The 16,550-nt window shown below is 69.5% G+C and carries 17 protein-coding genes; 11 read left to right on the top strand and 6 right to left on the bottom strand.

Translation table 11 applies throughout. The features are described from left to right. The 5 genes from UK23_RS28900 to UK23_RS28880 form a co-directional block, all read right to left on the bottom strand. Window positions 1-608, bottom strand: a 608-nt coding sequence (locus UK23_RS28900) for an oxygenase MpaB family protein (protein ID WP_045314819.1), incomplete at its 3' end; no start/stop codon positions are given. Between the two features lie 7 nt (window positions 609-615). Next, window positions 616-1,560: an ankyrin repeat domain-containing protein gene (locus UK23_RS54030; protein WP_052685155.1), complete on the bottom strand. Its 945-nt coding sequence runs from the start codon at window positions 1,558-1,560 to the stop codon at window positions 616-618. A 44-nt stretch (window positions 1,561-1,604) separates the two neighbouring features. Further along, window positions 1,605-4,484, bottom strand: coding sequence for an alpha-L-fucosidase (locus UK23_RS28890; protein ID WP_045314824.1), 2,880 nt, complete (start codon window positions 4,482-4,484; stop codon window positions 1,605-1,607). A gap of 99 nt (window positions 4,485-4,583) precedes the next feature. Continuing rightward, window positions 4,584-5,237: a hypothetical protein gene (locus UK23_RS28885; RefSeq protein WP_045314817.1), complete on the bottom strand. Its 654-nt coding sequence runs from the start codon at window positions 5,235-5,237 to the stop codon at window positions 4,584-4,586. A gap of 12 nt (window positions 5,238-5,249) precedes the next feature. Continuing rightward, window positions 5,250-5,432, bottom strand: coding sequence for a hypothetical protein (locus tag UK23_RS28880; RefSeq protein WP_045314816.1), 183 nt, complete (start codon window positions 5,430-5,432; stop codon window positions 5,250-5,252). 93 nt (window positions 5,433-5,525) lie between these two features. Here UK23_RS28880 and UK23_RS28875 point away from each other — a divergent pair, with 93 nt between their 5' ends. Continuing rightward, a complete protein-coding gene (locus tag UK23_RS28875) occupies window positions 5,526-6,395 on the top strand; it encodes a DUF4231 domain-containing protein (RefSeq protein WP_045314815.1) in 870 nt (289 codons plus the stop codon). An 18-nt stretch (window positions 6,396-6,413) separates the two neighbouring features. Here UK23_RS28875 and UK23_RS28870 read toward each other — a convergent pair whose 3' ends face one another. Further along, window positions 6,414-6,800, bottom strand: a complete 387-nt coding sequence (locus UK23_RS28870) for a hypothetical protein (RefSeq protein WP_045314814.1) — start codon at window positions 6,798-6,800, stop codon at window positions 6,414-6,416. Between the two features lie 30 nt (window positions 6,801-6,830). Here UK23_RS28870 and UK23_RS28865 point away from each other — a divergent pair, with 30 nt between their 5' ends. The 10 genes from UK23_RS28865 (at window position 6,831) to UK23_RS28820 (ending at window position 16,369) form a co-directional block, all read left to right on the top strand. Continuing rightward, window positions 6,831-7,376: a helix-turn-helix domain-containing protein gene (locus UK23_RS28865; protein WP_156213452.1), complete on the top strand. Its 546-nt coding sequence runs from the start codon at window positions 6,831-6,833 to the stop codon at window positions 7,374-7,376. A 27-nt stretch (window positions 7,377-7,403) separates the two neighbouring features. Continuing rightward, window positions 7,404-8,483: an NAD(P)/FAD-dependent oxidoreductase gene (locus UK23_RS28860; protein ID WP_045314823.1), complete on the top strand. Its 1,080-nt coding sequence runs from the start codon at window positions 7,404-7,406 to the stop codon at window positions 8,481-8,483. Beyond that, window positions 8,480-8,662 carry a 2Fe-2S iron-sulfur cluster-binding protein gene (locus UK23_RS55095; RefSeq protein ID WP_045314812.1) on the top strand — a complete coding sequence of 61 codons (183 nt, stop codon included), beginning with the start codon at window positions 8,480-8,482 and terminating at the stop codon, window positions 8,660-8,662. Before UK23_RS28860 ends, UK23_RS55095 begins: the two co-directional genes overlap by 4 nt. Then, a complete protein-coding gene (locus UK23_RS28850; protein ID WP_045314811.1) occupies window positions 8,659-9,879 on the top strand; it encodes an NAD(P)/FAD-dependent oxidoreductase in 1,221 nt (406 codons plus the stop codon). The genes UK23_RS55095 and UK23_RS28850 overlap by 4 nt, the downstream gene beginning before the upstream one ends. Next, on the top strand, window positions 9,876-10,769 hold the full coding sequence (locus tag UK23_RS28845) for a dihydrodipicolinate synthase family protein (protein ID WP_045314810.1): 894 nt from the start codon (window positions 9,876-9,878) through the stop codon (window positions 10,767-10,769). The genes UK23_RS28850 and UK23_RS28845 overlap by 4 nt, the downstream gene beginning before the upstream one ends. Next, window positions 10,766-11,758 (top strand): proline racemase family protein, encoded by a 993-nt coding sequence (locus UK23_RS28840; protein WP_045314809.1) that lies wholly within the window; start codon window positions 10,766-10,768, stop codon window positions 11,756-11,758. The genes UK23_RS28845 and UK23_RS28840 overlap by 4 nt, the downstream gene beginning before the upstream one ends. A gap of 16 nt (window positions 11,759-11,774) precedes the next feature. Further along, window positions 11,775-12,638: a hypothetical protein gene (locus UK23_RS28835; protein WP_052685154.1), complete on the top strand. Its 864-nt coding sequence runs from the start codon at window positions 11,775-11,777 to the stop codon at window positions 12,636-12,638. Window positions 12,639-12,732: 94 nt separating this feature from the next. After that, window positions 12,733-15,180 carry an ABC transporter permease gene (locus UK23_RS28830; protein ID WP_156213451.1) on the top strand — a complete coding sequence of 816 codons (2,448 nt, stop codon included), beginning with the start codon at window positions 12,733-12,735 and terminating at the stop codon, window positions 15,178-15,180. Beyond that, the gene (locus tag UK23_RS28825) at window positions 15,177-15,776 is read left to right on the top strand and encodes an ABC transporter ATP-binding protein (protein WP_045314808.1); all 600 of its coding nucleotides are present in this window, start codon (window positions 15,177-15,179) and stop codon (window positions 15,774-15,776) included. Before UK23_RS28830 ends, UK23_RS28825 begins: the two co-directional genes overlap by 4 nt. 14 nt (window positions 15,777-15,790) lie before the next feature. Beyond that, complete coding sequence (locus UK23_RS28820; protein ID WP_231114722.1) at window positions 15,791-16,369, top strand: ABC transporter ATP-binding protein; 579 nt, start codon at window positions 15,791-15,793, stop codon at window positions 16,367-16,369. Window positions 16,370-16,550: the final 181 nt, after the last annotated feature.

Genomic DNA, 16,550 nt, shown 5'->3' with positions numbered 1-16,550 from the left:
CTCTTCAGCTCGGCCCGGTAGGAGTTGAGCTTCGAGTCGAGTTCCGCGACCGTGCGTGGCGGATCCGGGATGCCCATCGCGTCCGCGATCACCGCCATGTCCGCGACGTACTCGTCGTAGTCGTCGAGAGGCTTCTCGCCGTACTTGCGGTGGCACTGCAGGAAGCTGTCGACCTCGGCGACGTGCACCCAGCCCAGCAGGTGCGGGTCGTCCGCGCGGTAGGCCCGGCCGTCCGACGCGGTGCCGTGGATGTGCTGGTGCACGCGGCCGAGCCGTTCGACAGCTTTCAGTGCGTCCTTCTCGGTCCCATAGGTGGTGACGCCGACGAACAGGCTCGTGCGCTGCAACCGTCCCCACGGATCGGTGCGGTAGTCGGAGTGCTGCGCGACCGCGGCCATCGCCAGCGGGTGCAACGACTGCAGCAGCAACGCCCGCAGGCCGCCGATGAACATGGCGTGATCAGCGTGAACGTGCCGGATCGGCCGGTCGTCCGCGAACATGCGCGGACCGGCCGCACCGTGGATCCGCCGCGCGTGCTTCTCGCGCTCCGGACCCGCGACCTTCTCGAACAGGCTCTCGCTCAGCTGACGCCGCAGTGCCTCCAGCATGCCCCCATCATGCGTGACCGCAGCTGAGAGCCGGAAGGACAATCCACTGGTCCGGCTCAGTGAACGCCTTGGTGTTCTCCGGTCGCAGCCCCGCGTACGCGCAGCAGTAGGCGACCGCTTGGTGGGCGTACAGATGCTCCAGCAGCACCTCGGCCGCACTGCCGGCCTCGGAGGGTCCGCCACCGGGATGCAGGTCCCAGGCGAGCATCTCGCCGTCACGGTGAACGCTGCCCTGGTTGCCGCTCTTGGGATTCGCGTACATGCCGTACGCGACGGTGCCCGCCGACAGGCTCGACACCACGTCGGGCGCGGCGGCGGCGAAGTACCAGGGCTGGTACAGGACGCACCCGCCCGGCACGTCGGTGACACCGACGGCGAGTTCGGTGTCACCGCCGAACGGCTCCGCCCAGCGGTCGAAGACCTCCGGGACCTCCGGCACCACATAGGCCTCCAGGCGCCGCGCCACCTCAGCGGCGTCGATGCCCGCGACGCAGGCGATGCTGAACCCGTCGTCGTCCGGGAGCCCGTCGAGCGCGGTGGTCAACCGCTCGTGCTCGGCGACCGTCGCCTCCTCCTCCGCGGTCAGCGTCTCGCTGGTGGCGATGGGGTACGGGGTCGTCAGGCTCAACCGGGCAGGCGACCAGCCGGACATCATGGGACGTCCCGGATCCGCACCCGAGACCAGCAACGCCTTGACGTTGCCCGGTTTCCGGGCGTGCACCGCCCGCCACAACGCCGTGCGGCCGTCCCCGGCGGCATCGACGTCCCGCACGCGGGTGGCCAGCTCGGCCACGACCACCGCCGACCCGAACTCGGCCGCGAAGTGCAGCGGGGGCAGCCGGTACGTGCCGGAGTCGGGGTTCGCGCCCGCGGCCAGCCGGGCGCGCACCGCGGTCAGATCGGTCCAGCCGCTGTGCGAAAACCCTTGCCAGCCTTGCATTTCATCCCCCATGAGAACGGCACCCTACTCGCGCGGGGTGCCGTTCCGCCGGGAAATCAGCCGATCGCGATCTGGTCCAGATCGGGCGAACCGGCCTGGTCGTTGCCGAACTTGATCGTGTTGGCGCCCGCGTTCAACGTCACCGGGATCTCGGCCACGGACGGGGTGTTGTTGCCGACCCCGTCCAGCTTGACCTCGACCGGCGCGGCGCCGTTCACCGTCACGAAGTACGAGCGCGGCCCGTTGACCGTGAAGGTGATGAACAACTTGTAGTTGCCGGCAGGGACGACAACATTCGGGAAGGTCACCGACGCGTCCGGGCTGCCGCCGATGTTGCGCACCTTCTCGCCACCCGAGCACGGCCCGCAGCTGGTCAGACCGGTGCTGCCGAACACGTTCGCCGAGTCCTCCGCTTCCCGCACGAACACGCGGTCGGCCGGCCTGGTCTTCACCGGCACCGAACCCGTCACCTTGCGGTCGGAGCCCAGCAGCTGGAACGACGCGTTCACCGGGATGCCGACCGAGCCCACGTCCTGGCCGACCGGCGACACTGCGGTCCAGACACCTTCCAGAATCCCGCCGAGCCGCAGGGATCCCCGCGTCGCCGGCGAGCCCGTCAGCGTCCAGCCGGCGGGCAGCACCGGCGCGATCGACACGGTGTCGATCTGGTCGTCGGCGTCGAGACGCAGCCGGGTGGTGATCTTCACGGACTGCTGGCCGGGCGCGACCCATTGCACGCCGTGGGGTTCCACGGTCATCGTCGTCTTCGGTGTGTAGTTCGACGGCGGCAGGCCACCGACCGAGATCCGGTCCAGGCCGAGCGAACGACCTGTGCCGAACACCTTCACCGTGTTGCGTCCGGCGTTCAACGGCACCGCGACCGACGTCGGGTCCGGCACGTCGGCACGATCCGCGGGTACCGCGACGGAAACCGGCGCGCCGCCGTTCACCGACACGGAAACCGACGAGGCCGAGGCGGACGTCAGGTCCATCTGCAGGCTGTAGGTACCAGCGGCGGCAACGGAAACGTCGCGGTAGGTCACGGCGTTGCGCTCCCCACCGCCGAGCCCGGTCACCTGACGCGTGCCGGAGCAGGCCTCGCAGAACTCGCTGCGCACCGACCCCGACCGCGACGCGTCCTCGGCCTCCAGAGCGCCGTCCCGTGCCGACCGCGGATAGCTGTGCCCGACCCGGATCTCGTCGATCTTCAGCTCCTTGAAGTACACCGGAGCCTGCGGACCACCCCACGTGTTGAGCACGGTCAGCCGGAGCCATCGGGCCTGCACCGCACCGATGTCGATGAACTGGGTGCCACGCGCGGACGGCAGCGAGCCCGTCCGCACGTGCCGCCAGTCGCGACCGTCATCGGACGCGGTCAGCTGGTAGTCCTTGATCCGCGCGGAGTCCTCCGGCCGGCCGAACGACACGCGGGCGTGCGTCGGCGACGACTCGCGCTGGTTGATCGCGAGGAACGAGGCCTCCTTGCGGCGCCCCAGGTCCAGCGAGATCGACACGGGCTGGGCGCCGTTCGCGTCCCAGTACTTCTCGTAGCTGCCATCGGTCAGGTTGGAGGCCGGGAAGCCGTCCCTGGACGACGTGGCATACGCCTTCACGTCGTCGTAGAAACCCCGCTGCCCACGGGTTTCCACGGCGAACACGGTGTCGTAGTCGTCCCACTTGGTGATGCCCTCGATCGTCAGGTGCCCGGCGGACTGCGAGAACCGCATTCGCTCGCCAGTGCGCAGATCGGTCACCTTCGAAACCCGATACCCGTTGTCCCGCAACCGGACGAAGTCGTTGCGCGGCCGCGTCACCACGTGCACGTACTGCTTGCCGGTCGACGGGTTGATGGTGATCACGCCGTGCGCGCCGTCGTTCCAGAACCCGGGCTGCATGCCGCCGTACATGTACCCGGCGCCCTCGACGCCCTTGATCGACTCCTGGATCGGTGGCACCCACGACGACATGAAGTTGTTGTAGGCCTCCTGCTGCGCCGGCATCTTGCCGTTCACCATCGGCGTCTCGGCCATCAGCGACTTGATCGACGAGCCCGCGTTGGTGATGTAGCGGCCGACGTTCAGGCGCGTGTTCACGGCGGAGTCGCCGCCGCTGTACCACCAGTCGCCGGTGTCGGGGAGCTTGTAGCAGGCCTCGGAGAGGCGCGGCATCGGCGTGAACGTCGCGGCCGGGTAGTCGTAGGACGGGAACATGCCGGTCTTCTGCTCGTTCGAGACCGTGTCCATGATCGGCGTGTCCTCGTTGTTGTTGCTCAACAACCAGGTGGGCTGCAGCTGCCGGATCTGCTCGTAGAGCTTGTTGCGCTCCCAGTACTCGTTGTCGTTGTCGATCCAGAAGCCCGCGAGGTCGTTGTAGTTCTTCATGACCTCGAAGAAGAGGTCGTAGCTGTACTTTCCGAAGCCCTCACGCGTCGTCAGGTCGACCTTCTCGCCCTTGTAGGCGGAGTACGCGGCCGAGTCGAGCATCTCCACACCCTGCTCGGCGTGCCACTGCGGGTCGTCGGTCATGTAGAGGATGACCTTGACGCCCTTGGCCTTGCCGGCCTTGACCAGCTCGCCGAGCAGGTCGCGTTCGGTGGCGCAGCTGCCCGGGATCTTGGACGGCCACGGGCGCGCGTAGCCGAGTCGTGAGTGGAACGTCGCGAGCACGACGTAGGAAGCGCCGAGCTTCGTGGCCTCGTCGATCCAGTAGCCGGGAGTCCACCCCCCGCCGGTGACGTCACGCTCCCAGCCGGCGCAGTCGAGGTGCTTCGGGGCGGTGAACATGCCCCAGTGCAGGAAGAGGCCGGCGGTGGACTTGCGCAGCCACTCCTGTCTCGGGTGTTGCACTTCGGCCTGCGCGGCGGCAGGCGTGATCATCGTGACCAGGCCAGCGAGCAGCGCGGCCACTACGGCCGCACACAAACGTCGTAGTGCCATGACCATCGCTTTTCTCGTCGGGGCGGCGGCGAGAGGTCCGATGATTACACCTGAACTACGCAGGTTCAAGCCTTCCTCAGGCCTAAGTCATCCGAGCTGTCAGGACACCTGGATGGCCGAGCCCGCTTTCAGGGTGCCGTCGCGCACCGACCACCTGGTCTGCGAGACGCCGGTCGGGCAGCAGTTGGCGTCGCCCGGCCGGTACCAGAGCTCCTGCACCGTGATCGCGCCGTACTCGAATCGCGGCTCGGTCAGCGACGGCACGTGCGGCGCGTCGTCCCTCATGGTCGTCGTGCTGATCTCACCGATGAGTTCCATCGTGCCGCTGACCGTTCTCACCACCACGAGCCCGAACGCGAGCTGGCTCGACGCCGTGTGTCCGCCGTTCTCGCAGTAGAGGTTGACCGCCGCCTCGTCGCGACCGTCCCCGTCGAGGTCGCCGAACCAGGCGGGTCTGCGCGGGTTGACCACGACCTCGACCTCGCCCCAGGTCGTGGACGTGGCGGTCGCCTCGCCGTTCCTCATCGTCACCGGCTGCTCGACACCGCAGAACCGCGCGGTCAGCGTCGCCTGCTGCCAGTCCACGTCGAGCAGGTCGTCGGGCGCGCTGCCCAGCGCAGGTTTCGCCCCGGCGGAGGGCGCGGTCGTCACCACCACCGGGTTGCCGGGCTGAGGTGCGCCGGAGATCTTGGGACCGACCGACGGACCACCACATGCCGTCAGCAGCAACAAGAACGGGAGAACGCGTCTCACGAGAGGCTCCCTTCACGCGCACGGCGGGTCGTAAGGGATGTCCGGAAGGTACTGCCGCCACTCGGTTTCCGGAATGGGCGGCGAGTCCGCGCAGAAGCGGCGTCGAACCGCGCGCGCGAGCGCTGCAGCAACGGGCCCCAGGGCGTGGTCCGTCGCGTGGCTGTACGAGATGAACGCCGCGCAGGCCAACCCCATCGGCCGTTGTTCCTCTCCGCTGTCCGGGTGAACACCCCTGCATCGCCCGGGAACACCTCTCCGTTAGGGCCCGAAGCGTGATAACACAGGCACATGATCGAGGCGGACTTCCCCGGCGTCTTCCACGACGCGGACAAGATCGCCGTGCGCGGGCAGCGGCAGACCTTCCTGCTGAGCAAGCTGCGGCTGGTCAGTGCCGTGGCCGCCGCCCTCGGGGGCGCGCTGAGCTGGAAGGTCGGGCGGTTCGACATCTGGGCCCTGGTGGCGCTGCTCGGGTTCCTGGCGGCGTTGTTCGCGGAGATCATGCTGTGGACGCAGCGCCCCGAACGCGACTGGACCGCGGGCCGCACGATCGCCGAGGACATCAAGTCGCTCGCGTGGCGGTTCACCGTGTGCGGCCACCCGTTCCCGGCGACCATGCCGTTGCCGCAGGCCAGAAAGCTGTTCCAGCAGCGCGTCAACGAGATCGTGGCACGCGACGGCGTCGGCCTGACGTTCCACCACGTGAGCCGCCAGACGACGCCGCCGATGGCCGAGCTGCGGGGCAAGGAGCTGGAGGAACGCCGGCAGACCTACCTCGACGAGCGGATCACCAACCAGCAGGAGTACTACTCGGCCAGCGCGGGCCTGCACCAGCAGCGCGCGAGCAAGTTCCGGACCCTGCTGGTCGCCGGTGAGCTGCTCGCCATCGTGCTGGCCGCGGGCAAGGGGTTCGGCGTCTGGGACGTCGACATCTCCGGGGTGATGGCGGCGATCGTCGCCAGCGGCGCGGCGTGGCTGGGGCTGCGGCAGTACGAGAAGCTGCGCCTCACGTACTCGATGGCGGCCAACAGCCTGGCGAACGTGGGCGACCAGCTCGCCGACGTCGCGGAGGAGGAGTGGGCCGCGTCGGTGATGGACGCGGAGGACTCGTTCCGCAAGGAGAACACCACGTGGATGGCGGGCCAGCCGAGCGCCACGTGAGCGCTCGGCCGGCCGTGTTCAGCTGAGGGCTTCGACGATGCGGGCGACCATCTCCTTCTCGGCCACCGCCACCTCACCGTCCGCGCCCGCCACCGAGCGCACCATCTCCGTCACGGCGCCGCGGAACACCGGGACCTCGCGCGGGTCGTGCGCGTCGACGATCCCGACGGCGTCCTTGAGCGCGGCGAGCACGCCGGTCTCCACATCGGACGCCGACCCCTGGGGCAGCGAGGGCGGGGCGGCGGCGATCACGGCGCGCAGGTCGTCCGGGAGCAGGGACATCGCCCTGATGCCGGCGTAGCTCTCCTCGTCGACCGAGCCGGGGTCCGCCGTGGACACCAGCACCATGGCACCGAAAACGGCCGTGCGGAGGGTCTGCCCCTCCGACTCCGTGTACGCAGTCATGGGCGCAAGCCTATGCAACGATCAGTGGCTATGAGTGCGGGTCAGGTGCTCGGCGCCAACATCAGGGCGATCCGGGAGCAACGCGGGTGGTCACTGTCGGAGCTCGCGCGGCGGTCGTCCATCGCCAAGGGCACGCTGTCCCAGCTGGAGAGCGGCTCCGGCAACCCGACGATCGAGACAGTGTTCAGTTTGTCGAACGCTTTGGACGTGCCGGTGTCGTCGCTGGTGACCGAGCGGACGCCACCGGACGTGCTGCTGGTGCGTGCCCGGGACGTCGAGGTGCTCAGCAGCGACGCCGTCGACCTGCGCCTGATGCGGCGGATGGACATCGGCGGCACCGTGCTGGAGATCTACGACCAGCGGGTCCGGCCGGGCGCCAGGCAGACCACCGAAGGTCATCCCGGCAAGGAACACGTGCTGGTCACGAGCGGTCACCTGCGGGTAGGGCCGCCCGATCAGCCCTACGAGCTCGGGCCCGGTGACTACGTGTGCTTCCCCGGCTCGACACCGCACCTGTACGAGACGGTCGAAGGTGAGGTCAGCTCGGTACTGGTGCTGGAGTACCCGAAGCACTAACGTTCATTCTATTGAACGGAGGTGGCGATGCACCCGGACGTCGTGGTCGTGGGAGCGGGCATCATCGGGGCCGCGTGCGCGCAGGCTCTCGTGGCCCGCGGACTCGACGTCGTCGTCGTCGACCGGTGCGGGCCGGCGTCGGGCACCAGCTCGGCCGGTGAGGGCAACGTCCTGGTCAGCGACAAGGAGCCCGGCCCGGAGCTGGAACTCGCGGTGGCGAGCCGCGAGTTGTGGCCGTCGCTCGCCGAGGACTGCGAGTGGGAGGAAAAGGGCGGCCTGGTCGTCGCGACCACCGCCGACGCCGCCGAACCGTTGCGCGCGTTCGCCGCCAAGCAACGAGCGGCGGGCATCGACGCGTGCGAGCTCACCGCTGCCGAAGCCCTGGCCCACGAACCGCACCTGAACCCGGAGATCACCGCAGCGGTCCACTACCTGCAGGACGCGCAGCTCAACCCGGTCAAGGCCACCCGGGCCCTGCTGCGCGGCATCAAGGTCATCAACGCCGGCGTGTCCACAACGGACGGCCGTTCAGTGACCACGTCCACCGGTGTGATCAGCTGCGGTGCGGTCGTCAACGCCACCGGGCCGTGGGCGCGGCATTTCGGCGTCAACGTGCTGCCCCGGCGCGGCGTGGTGCTCGTGACGACCCCGATCCCCGGCAGGATCCGGCACAAGGTGTACGACGCGGACTACGTCGGCGCGGTCGCGAGCGGTGACGCCGACCTGCAGACGTCCGGCGTCGTCGAGTCGACCCAGGCGGGCACGGTGCTGATCGGGTCGAGCCGGCAGCGCGGGGGCTTCGACGACACGATCGAGAGCAAGGTACTGAAAGCATTGGCACGCAAAGCAATCGCGCTCTTCCCGATGCTCACCGACGTGCCGGTGATGCGCGCGTACGGCGGCTTCCGCCCCTACGCGCCCGACCACCTGCCGATCATCGGCGAGGACCCGCGCACACCAGGTCTCTGGCACGCCACGGGCCACGAGGGCGCGGGCGTCGGCCTGGCACCCGCGACCGGCCGTCTGCTGGCCGAGCTGCTCACCGGTGCGGCGCCGCACGTCGACCCGCATCCGTTCCGCGTCGACCGGCCGGAGGTGATGGTGTGAAGGTGACCTTCAACGGCGTGCGGCGCGAGGCCGCCCACGTCGCGGAACTGTTGCCAGGACGGTTCTTCTGCGGCATCGGCGTCTGCTTCGGCTGCGTCGCGGAGATCAACGGCGTGCCCGAGGTCCGCGCGTGCCGCCACCAGCTGCGCGACGGCGACGAGATCAGGACCCAGCCATGAGGATCGTGGTCGTGGGAGCGGGCCCGGCGGGAATGGCGGCCGCGAGAACGGCAGCCGACGCGGGCGCCGAGGTGACGATGGTGGACGCGGAGCCGGACGCGGGAGGCCAGTTCCTCCGTGGACGCGCCAAATTCAGCCATGCCGGAGTCACGCACCTCAGGAACACGGAAGTCTGGCTGGTGGAGGGGCAGTCGCTGCACCTCAGGGCACCAGAGCCTCGGCTCGCGGCGGGCGCGGCCCCACGCCTCCTGCCCTTCGACGCGCTGGTCATCGCGACCGGCGCCTACGACCGCCCACTCCCCTTCCCCGGCTGGGACGGCCCCGGCGTGATCACCGCGGGCGCCGCCCAGGCCCTCGCCAAACAGGGCGTCACCCTCGCCGAACGCGTCATCGTCGCAGGCACCGGCCCGTTCCTGCTCCCGGTCGCCACCGCACTCCAGGACCTCGGCGCCACCCTCGTGGGCGTCTACGAGGCGTCCTCCCCGACCCGCTGGCTCCGCGAACGCAAGGCGATCCTCGCCAACCGCCACAAGATCGCCGAACTGGTGGGCTACCGCAAAGTGCTGACACACCTGGAAACCCGCACCGCGGTCATCGCCAAGCACGGCAGCCGTGTGACGGTCGCGAAGCTCGACCGCCGCTGGAACCCGGTCAGCCACCGCACCGAACACGCCGACCTCGTCTGCATCGGCTACGGCTTCCTCCCGCGTACCGACCTCGTGCCGAGCGCCAAGCGCACCAACGACTTCCTCGACGTCGACGAACGCCAGCAGACGTCGGTCGAGAACGTCTACGCGGCCGGTGAGGTCACCGGTATCGGCGGTGCCGACCTCGCGGAGGCCGAGGGCGTCATCGCCGGAGCCGCCGCGGCACAACAGGAACCGCCGCGCGAAGCCCTGGAAGCCGTCCGCGAGGGCCGGCTGTTCGCGCAAGCCCTGGCGAGAGCCCACGCCGTCCAACCAGGCTGGAAAACGTGGCTCAACGCCGGCACCACCGTGTGCCGCTGCGAGAAGGTCACCCTCGAGGACCTCGCCGAAGCCACCAGCATGCGCGAGCTCAAGCTCACCAGCCGCGTCGCGATGGGCCGCTGTCAGGGCCGCATCTGCGCGCGCAACGCGTCCGAGCTCACCGGCATCCCGTTCGACGGCCAGCGCCGCGTGATCGCGGTCCCGATCCCCCTTGGCGAACTCGCCGACCTCCCGGAGGAACAGTCATGACCGAACGCCTCGACGGCGTCATCGTCGCCACCGCGCTCCCCTACGCCGAGGACCCGAACGCCCCGGCCGGCCTGCGACCCGACCTGGACAAGCTCGCCGAGCACTGCCAGTGGGTCGTCGAGAACGGCTGCCGCGGCGTCGGCCCGAACGGCTCGCTCGGCGAGTACTCCTCGCTGACCGACGCCGAACGCCGTGAGGTCGCCCAGACCGCCATCGCGGCCGTCAAGGGCCGCGGCATCGCGGTCATCGGCGTCCACGGCGTCGGCGCCCACCAGGCCCGCCACTGGGCCGAGCTCGCGGCCGAGGACGGCGCGGACGGCGTGCTCTGCCTGCCGCCCACGATGTACCGGGCGAACCGCGGCGAGGTCGTGCACCACTTCCGCGAGGTCGCCAAGGCCGGATTGCCGATCATGGTCTACAACAACCCGATCGACACCAAGGTCGACCTGACCCCGGACCTGATCGCGGAGCTGGGCCAGATCGAGCACGTCGTGGCCGTGAAGGAGTTCTCCGGCGACGTCCGCCGCGTCCTGGAGATCAAGGCCGCCGCCCCGCACCTCACCGTCGTGGCCGGCGCCGACGACGTGGTGCTGGAAAGCCTGCTGATGGGCGCCACGGGCTGGTTCGCGGGCTACCCCAACGTGTTCCCCGCCGAGTGCACCGAGCTGTTCGACCTGGCTCTGGCGGGCAAGCTGGACGAGGCGCGTGCGCTGTACGAACGCCTCGTGCCCGCGTTCCGCTGGGACTCGCGCACCGAGTTCGTCCAGGCCATCAAGCACTCGATGGACTTCGTGGGCCGCTACGGCGGTCCCTGCCGTCCTCCGCGCGGACCTCTGAGCGCCGACCAGCTCGCCCAGGTCGACGCGGACATGAAGCTGGCGACGTCATGAGGTTCGCCAAGTACTTCAGCGCGGTCGACTCGCACACCGAGGGCATGCCGACGCGGGTGATCACCGGGGGTGTCGGCGTCATCCCGGGCGAGACCATGGCCGACAAGCGCCTCAACTTCGTCAAGAACCACGACCACATCCGGAAACTCCTGGTCAACGAACCGCGCGGCCACGCGGCGATGAGCGGCGCGATCCTGCAGCCGCCGACCCGCCAGGACGCGGACTGGGGCGTGCTGTTCATCGAGGTCTCCGGCCTGCTGCCGATGTGCGGTCACGGCACGATCGGCGTGGCGACGGTCCTGGTGGAGACCGGCATGGTCGAGGTGACCGAGCCCGTCACGACGGTCCGTCTCGACACGCCGGCCGGGCTCGTGCTCGCCGACTACGACACGCGCACGAACCTGGTGACGATCCGCAACGTCCCGGCCTACGCCCACGAGCTGGACGCGACGGTCGACGTGCCGGGACTCGGCGAGGTCCGCTACGACATGGCGTACGGCGGCAACTTCTACGCGATCCTCCCGCTCGACCAGCTCGGCATTCCGTTCGACAGAGCGGAGAAGGACCGAATCCTGGCGGCTGGTCTGTCCATCATGGACCAGATCAACGCGGCGAACCGCCCGGCGCACCCGGCCGACAGCGCGATCAGCGGCTGCAAGCACGTCCAGTTCACCGCACCAGGCCAGGACGGAGCGCACTCCCGCAATGCGATGGCCATCCACCCCGGCTGGTTCGACCGTTCACCGTGCGGCACAGGCACTTGCGCGCGGATGGCCCAGCTGCACGCCCGCGGTGAGCTCGGAATCGGTGCAGACTTCGTGAACGAGTCGTTCATCGGCACCAGGTTCATCGGCAGGCTGCTGGAGGAGGTGCCGCTCGGCGACCGCACCGCGGTCGTGCCCACTGTGGCCGGTCGCGCGTGGATCACCGGGATGGGCCAGTACCTCCTCGACGCCACCGATCCGTTCCCGGAGGGGTTCTCGCTCTAGTCGATAAGGTCATCTCGTGACCACGCCCAGTCTGGAAGCGCTGCTGCGCATCGGACCGTTCCACTCGGCGCTGCGCGCGGCGATCCGCCGCCGCGGCCTGACCCTGGAGCGGCTCCGGTTACGCCTGGCGCAGCAGGACGTGGCCGTGGCGCTGTCGACGTTGAGCGACTGGCAGCAGGGCCGGGTGCGCCCGATCTCGCCGAAGTCGCTGCGGGCGGTGTCGGTGCTGGAGGAACTGCTCGAGCTGCCGTCCCGCTCGCTGATCACGCTGCTGGAGCAGACCGGCCCGAACGGCTGGCCGGACGTCGTGCCCGGCATGATGCCCGGCTTCAACACCAACGACCTGGAGATCATCTCCCGCCACGACAGGGTCTTCGTCGACGCCGAACGGCACGCGTCGCGCATCCACGTGAGCATGGTCGCCCGCGCGCGCCAGGACGGCGTCGACCGGTTCTACGCGCACTACTTCGGCGATGACTCGGTGCGCGCATCGGACGTCGTGCAGGAGCCCGTGCGCAACTGCCGCGTCGGCCGATCGGCGCGCAACGAGACCGAGCACGTGACGGTCGACGAACTGCTCTTCGACCGGCCGTTGAAGTCGGGTGAGACGTGGGTGTTCGAGTTCGTCATCCACGACCCGACCCAGCTCGACAGCTTCGAGTACGCGCAGGGCGTGCGGTGCACCCTGGGGCAGAGCCTGATCGAGGTGCACTTCGACCCGGCCGCGCTGCCGCTGGATCCGCACCTCTACCTGCAGGACTGGCAGGAGGACGAGCCGCACCGGACCACGGATCTCGCGCTCGACCACACGAACTCCGTGCACCACTTCGAGACGAACGTGTCGGTGAACTGGATCGGCATCCGCTGGAAGTGGGCCTGAACGCACCGCACCGGGGAACGAAACGGGAACGAACCCTCGCTCCGCCCGCCCCGAAAGGCTCCCCAAACAGTCCGGCGGCGGTTAGCGTGCGCTGGTGCAGTTGCCGTGGAGAGCCGCCCCCAGGGCAGCGCTGTCGAGCCCGCTCACGCTGCTGGTGAGCATCGCGACGACGTTGCTGCTGGGCTTCGTGGTGGCCGCGGCCGTCCTGCACTCCTCCTCCGCGGGCAGCGCGGCGCTGGCGTACCAGCAGGACCGGATGTGCCCGCACGCCGTGCACCCGTCGCTGGTCGGCAAGGACGACCAACCGCTCTCGTCGGCCATCTCGATGTCCTCGAAGAGCCCGTTGAGCGCGGTCTACACGCGGATCGGGCGTCCGGACTTCAACGGCCTCGCCACCTACGGCCGGTTCGGGTACCGGCCGGAAGCGTTGTCGCACCTGACCGTGCTCGAGGGCGGCGGCACCGGTTTGTGGGTACCGAAGACGATCGCCACGGCCGCGCACGTGCGCGTCGGCGACCGGCTGACCGGCTCGCCGCTGGTGGTGTCCGCGATCTACGCCGACCTGGCGCATCCGGTGTCCGGCTGGTGGTGTTCCGAGGCGCAGACGGTGGTGCCGAACCCGTTGGGCGGCGACGGCGACAGCACCTCGGTGATCTGGGTTCCTCAAATTTCGGACCTCGCCTCGCTGCCGCCGGACTTCTCGTCCAGGGCGTCGGTGTCGCTGCGCTTCCCGGTCGAGCCGGTGTCGACGCTGGCCGAGGCGGAGGCGTTGCGGGACAAGGGGAACGCGCTCCTGACGTCGTTGCAGCTGCCGTTGACGCGGACCGACGGGCTGTCGTCGGCCATCACGGCGGCTCGCACGTCCGAACGCAACGTGTCGTCCGCGCTGCTGCCGTTGGTGATCATCAGCGTGCTGGTCGGGCTGGCCGGCGTCGGCACCGTGACCGTGCAATGGGCTCAGCGGCGGCATTCCGAGCTGCGACTGCTGTGGGTGCGCGGGGCGAGCCCGCTCTCGCTGGGCTTCCGCGGGGTTCTGGAACTCGGGCTGCCGTTGGTCGCCGGCGGGTTGCTGGGGCTTCTCGCTGCTCGGTTGCTGCTGCCGTTGTACGGGCCTGGGGTCGTACTGGCTGCTGGAACGTTGTGGGTGGCGCTGGGTTTCGTGCTCGCGGTCGTGGTGGCGTCGTTGACGGTGACCGTGCTGGTGGCGTGCTGGCGCGTGCACCGGACGTTCCAGCGACGGGCCCGGTCGTGGCGGCTTGCCGTGGTGCCGTGGGAGCTGGTCGTCGCGGGGCTGGCGGTGCTGGCCTGGGTCCGGCTGTCCCGCAACGGCTTGGGCCCCGCGTTGAAGTCCGGCGACCTGCCGCGGATCGACGTGGCCGCGCTGACATTCCCGTTGCTGGTCGTGCTGGCGGCGGCTCTGCTCGGCGTGCGGCTGTTGCGGTGGTCGCTGGTGTGGTCGCATCGCGTGCAGTGGTGGAGAGTTCCAGCCGCACAGCTCGCTTTGCGCCGGCTCGCGGCTGCTGCCGGACCCGTGACGGGTGTGCTGCTGGTGGGCGTGCTCGCGGTCGGCACCATCGCCGTCGGCAGTTCGGTTGCCGGTGCCCAGCAGTCCGCTTTGGACTCCAAGTCCGGCGTGTTCGTGGGCGCCAACAGCACTGTGCAGGTGTCGCAGGACGTCGCTCTCGGGCGCGTGACGCTGCCGTCGTCGTTGCAGGGCACCACAACGCTCGTGGGCCTGAGCACAGGCGCGTTGATCGTCGATCCTGCCACCTTCACCGACGCCGCGGTTGTCGACGACGCTTCGTCGGTGCGCTCGCTGTTGTCGGGCCTGCACCGGACCGGTGAGATCGCGCCGGCGCTGCGAATCGGCCGTGCGGCCAACAAGGAGATCCAGATAGCGGGCCTGCCGCTGCTGAAGCCGGTGGCTGCACTGCCTTCCTTCCCGAAGCTCGGCACCCGCGGCTACGTGCTGTCCCGCGAGTCCGTGCCCTCCGCCGAGCAGGTGGGCTCCTGGCACCTGTGGTCGTCGCTGCCGCTGTCCGCTCTGACTTCTTCCTTGCAAGCTGCGGGAATCAGCTACACGAACGTCGCCGACCGCGCCCGCGTCCTCGACGGCCTGCCTTTCCTGACCGTCGAGTGGACCTTCGGTTTCGTCGCCGCCATCGGCTTCGTGCTCGCCGTGGTCGCCGCCGTGGCCCTGTTGCTGGCCATCGAAGTCCGCCGCCGTCAGAACGCCGTCTCCGGCGCGTTGTCGACCCGCATGGGCATGCGACCTTCCGTGCTGTGGTCCAGCCACCTGCTGGAAGTCGGCGCACTGGCCCTGCTGGCCGTGACGATCGGCGCGGTGGCATCGTTCGTCAGCACGGGTTTCGCCGTCCCCCGCCTGGACCCCGCACCGTGGCTGAATCCCGCCCCGATGCTGCCGAACCTGGTACCTCTGCTGGGTTCGATGGTCCTGTGCGGCGCTCTGGTGGTCGTGGTCGCGGCCTGGCTGGCGTTGCGCGGCGTGCGAACCGCACGGATGGGAGAGCTGCTCAGGTGATCCGCGCGTGTGGCGTCGGCGTGAACTACGGCCCGGTCCAGGCCGTCACGGACATGTCGCTGACGATCGCCCCTGGCCTGACCGTGCTGTCGGGCCCGTCCGGCTCGGGTAAGTCGACGCTGCTGCGAGTCCTGTCGCTGGTAGAACGCCCCTCCCAGGGCGAGGTGTTCGTCCGGGACGTGGCGACCTCCGCGCTGTCGTGGGCTGAGCTGCGATCGCTGCGCCGCAAGGAGATCGCGGTCGTCTTCCAGAACCCGGCCGACAACCTGATCTCGCACCTGACCGTGGGCGAGAACCTGCGTGCCGCCGGCGCCCAGGATTTCGCGTTGCTGGACCAGCTGGGCCTATCCGGCTCCGCGACCTGGCGCATCGGCGCGTTGTCCGGTGGCCAGCAACAGCGGCTGGCCTTCGGTTGCGCCTTGGCCCGTGGCGCTTCCGTGGTGGTAGCAGACGAGCCGACCTCCCAGCTCGACGTCCGGTCGGCCGACCTGGTGCTGGAGACGCTGGCGTCCTTGCCCGTGCCCGCGGTGGTGGCTTCGCACGACCCGCGGCTGGTCTCCTTGGCGGACCTGTGCATCCCGTTGGCGGCGTCGTGATTCAGGCATCCGGGGTGCATCGAGCCTTCGGCGGCATCTCCGTGCTGCGCGGCGTGGACCTGGCCGTGTCCGCCGGCGAGCTGGTGACCCTGAGCGGCCCTTCCGGGTCCGGGAAGACCGCGTTGCTGTCCTTGTTGTGCGGCTTCGACTTCCCGGATCGCGGGTCGGTGTCGCCCGGACTCGCCTCGTGGTCCGCCTGCGCGGTGCTGCCGCAATCTCTGGGACTGGCTTCCGAGCTGACACTGGAGGAGAACGTAGCTCTGCCGTTGCGGCTGGCCGGACGACCGGTCACCGGGGTCTCCGAGCTGCTGGCCGAGCTCGGAATCAGCTCTCTCGGCGCTCGGTTTCCGTCGCAGGTCTCGTTCGGCCAACAGCAGAGGGCGGCTCTCGCCCGGGCCGTGGTGACCCGCCCCAGCGCGTTGCTGGCCGACGAACCCACTGCACACCTGGACTCCGAAAGTGCGGTTGCGGCGGTGGCGGTGTTGCGGCGGGTTGCCGATGAGGGCGCCGCCGTGCTGATCGCCACTCATCACGATGCCGTGCACGAGGTGGCTGATCGAGTGCTGGTGCTCGCCGATGGCCAGGTGCATTGACGGCGTCACCTCGGGCAGGCGGAAACCAATTCACGCGAGCTGGTCAGCGCGAATTTGCCCGGTGAGTGGAGCAGGTTGCGTCTCGGTCTGCGATTTTCGTCCAGCCACGCAGGCGGGTAGAACATCGGGATACCGGCCGCCAGTTTCACTTCCCACTCGCTTTCATGGATCAGCGTGTGGT

This window comes from Lentzea aerocolonigenes (assembly GCF_000955955.1).
Classification (GTDB): domain Bacteria; phylum Actinomycetota; class Actinomycetes; order Mycobacteriales; family Pseudonocardiaceae; genus Lentzea; species Lentzea aerocolonigenes_A.
Note: the sequence above shows the minus strand (reverse complement) of the source record. Positions and strands in the feature narration are given on the sequence as shown.

Excerpts from the sequence above, each read along its gene's own strand:
- UK23_RS54030 (WP_052685155.1), bottom strand. The coding sequence starts at position 1,560 with ATGGGGGATGAAATGCAAGGCTGGCAAGGGTTTTCGCACAGCGGCTGG.
- UK23_RS28890 (WP_045314824.1), bottom strand. The coding sequence starts at position 4,484 with ATGGCACTACGACGTTTGTGTGCGGCCGTAGTGGCCGCGCTGCTCGCT.
- UK23_RS28880 (WP_045314816.1), bottom strand. The coding sequence starts at position 5,432 with ATGGGGTTGGCCTGCGCGGCGTTCATCTCGTACAGCCACGCGACGGAC.
- UK23_RS28875 (WP_045314815.1), top strand. The coding sequence starts at position 5,526 with ATGATCGAGGCGGACTTCCCCGGCGTCTTCCACGACGCGGACAAGATC.
- UK23_RS28870 (WP_045314814.1), bottom strand. The coding sequence starts at position 6,800 with ATGACTGCGTACACGGAGTCGGAGGGGCAGACCCTCCGCACGGCCGTT.
- UK23_RS28865 (WP_156213452.1), top strand. The coding sequence starts at position 6,831 with ATGAGTGCGGGTCAGGTGCTCGGCGCCAACATCAGGGCGATCCGGGAG.
- UK23_RS28860 (WP_045314823.1), top strand. The coding sequence starts at position 7,404 with ATGCACCCGGACGTCGTGGTCGTGGGAGCGGGCATCATCGGGGCCGCG.
- UK23_RS28850 (WP_045314811.1), top strand. The coding sequence starts at position 8,659 with ATGAGGATCGTGGTCGTGGGAGCGGGCCCGGCGGGAATGGCGGCCGCG.
- UK23_RS28845 (WP_045314810.1), top strand. The coding sequence starts at position 9,876 with ATGACCGAACGCCTCGACGGCGTCATCGTCGCCACCGCGCTCCCCTAC.
- UK23_RS28840 (WP_045314809.1), top strand. The coding sequence starts at position 10,766 with ATGAGGTTCGCCAAGTACTTCAGCGCGGTCGACTCGCACACCGAGGGC.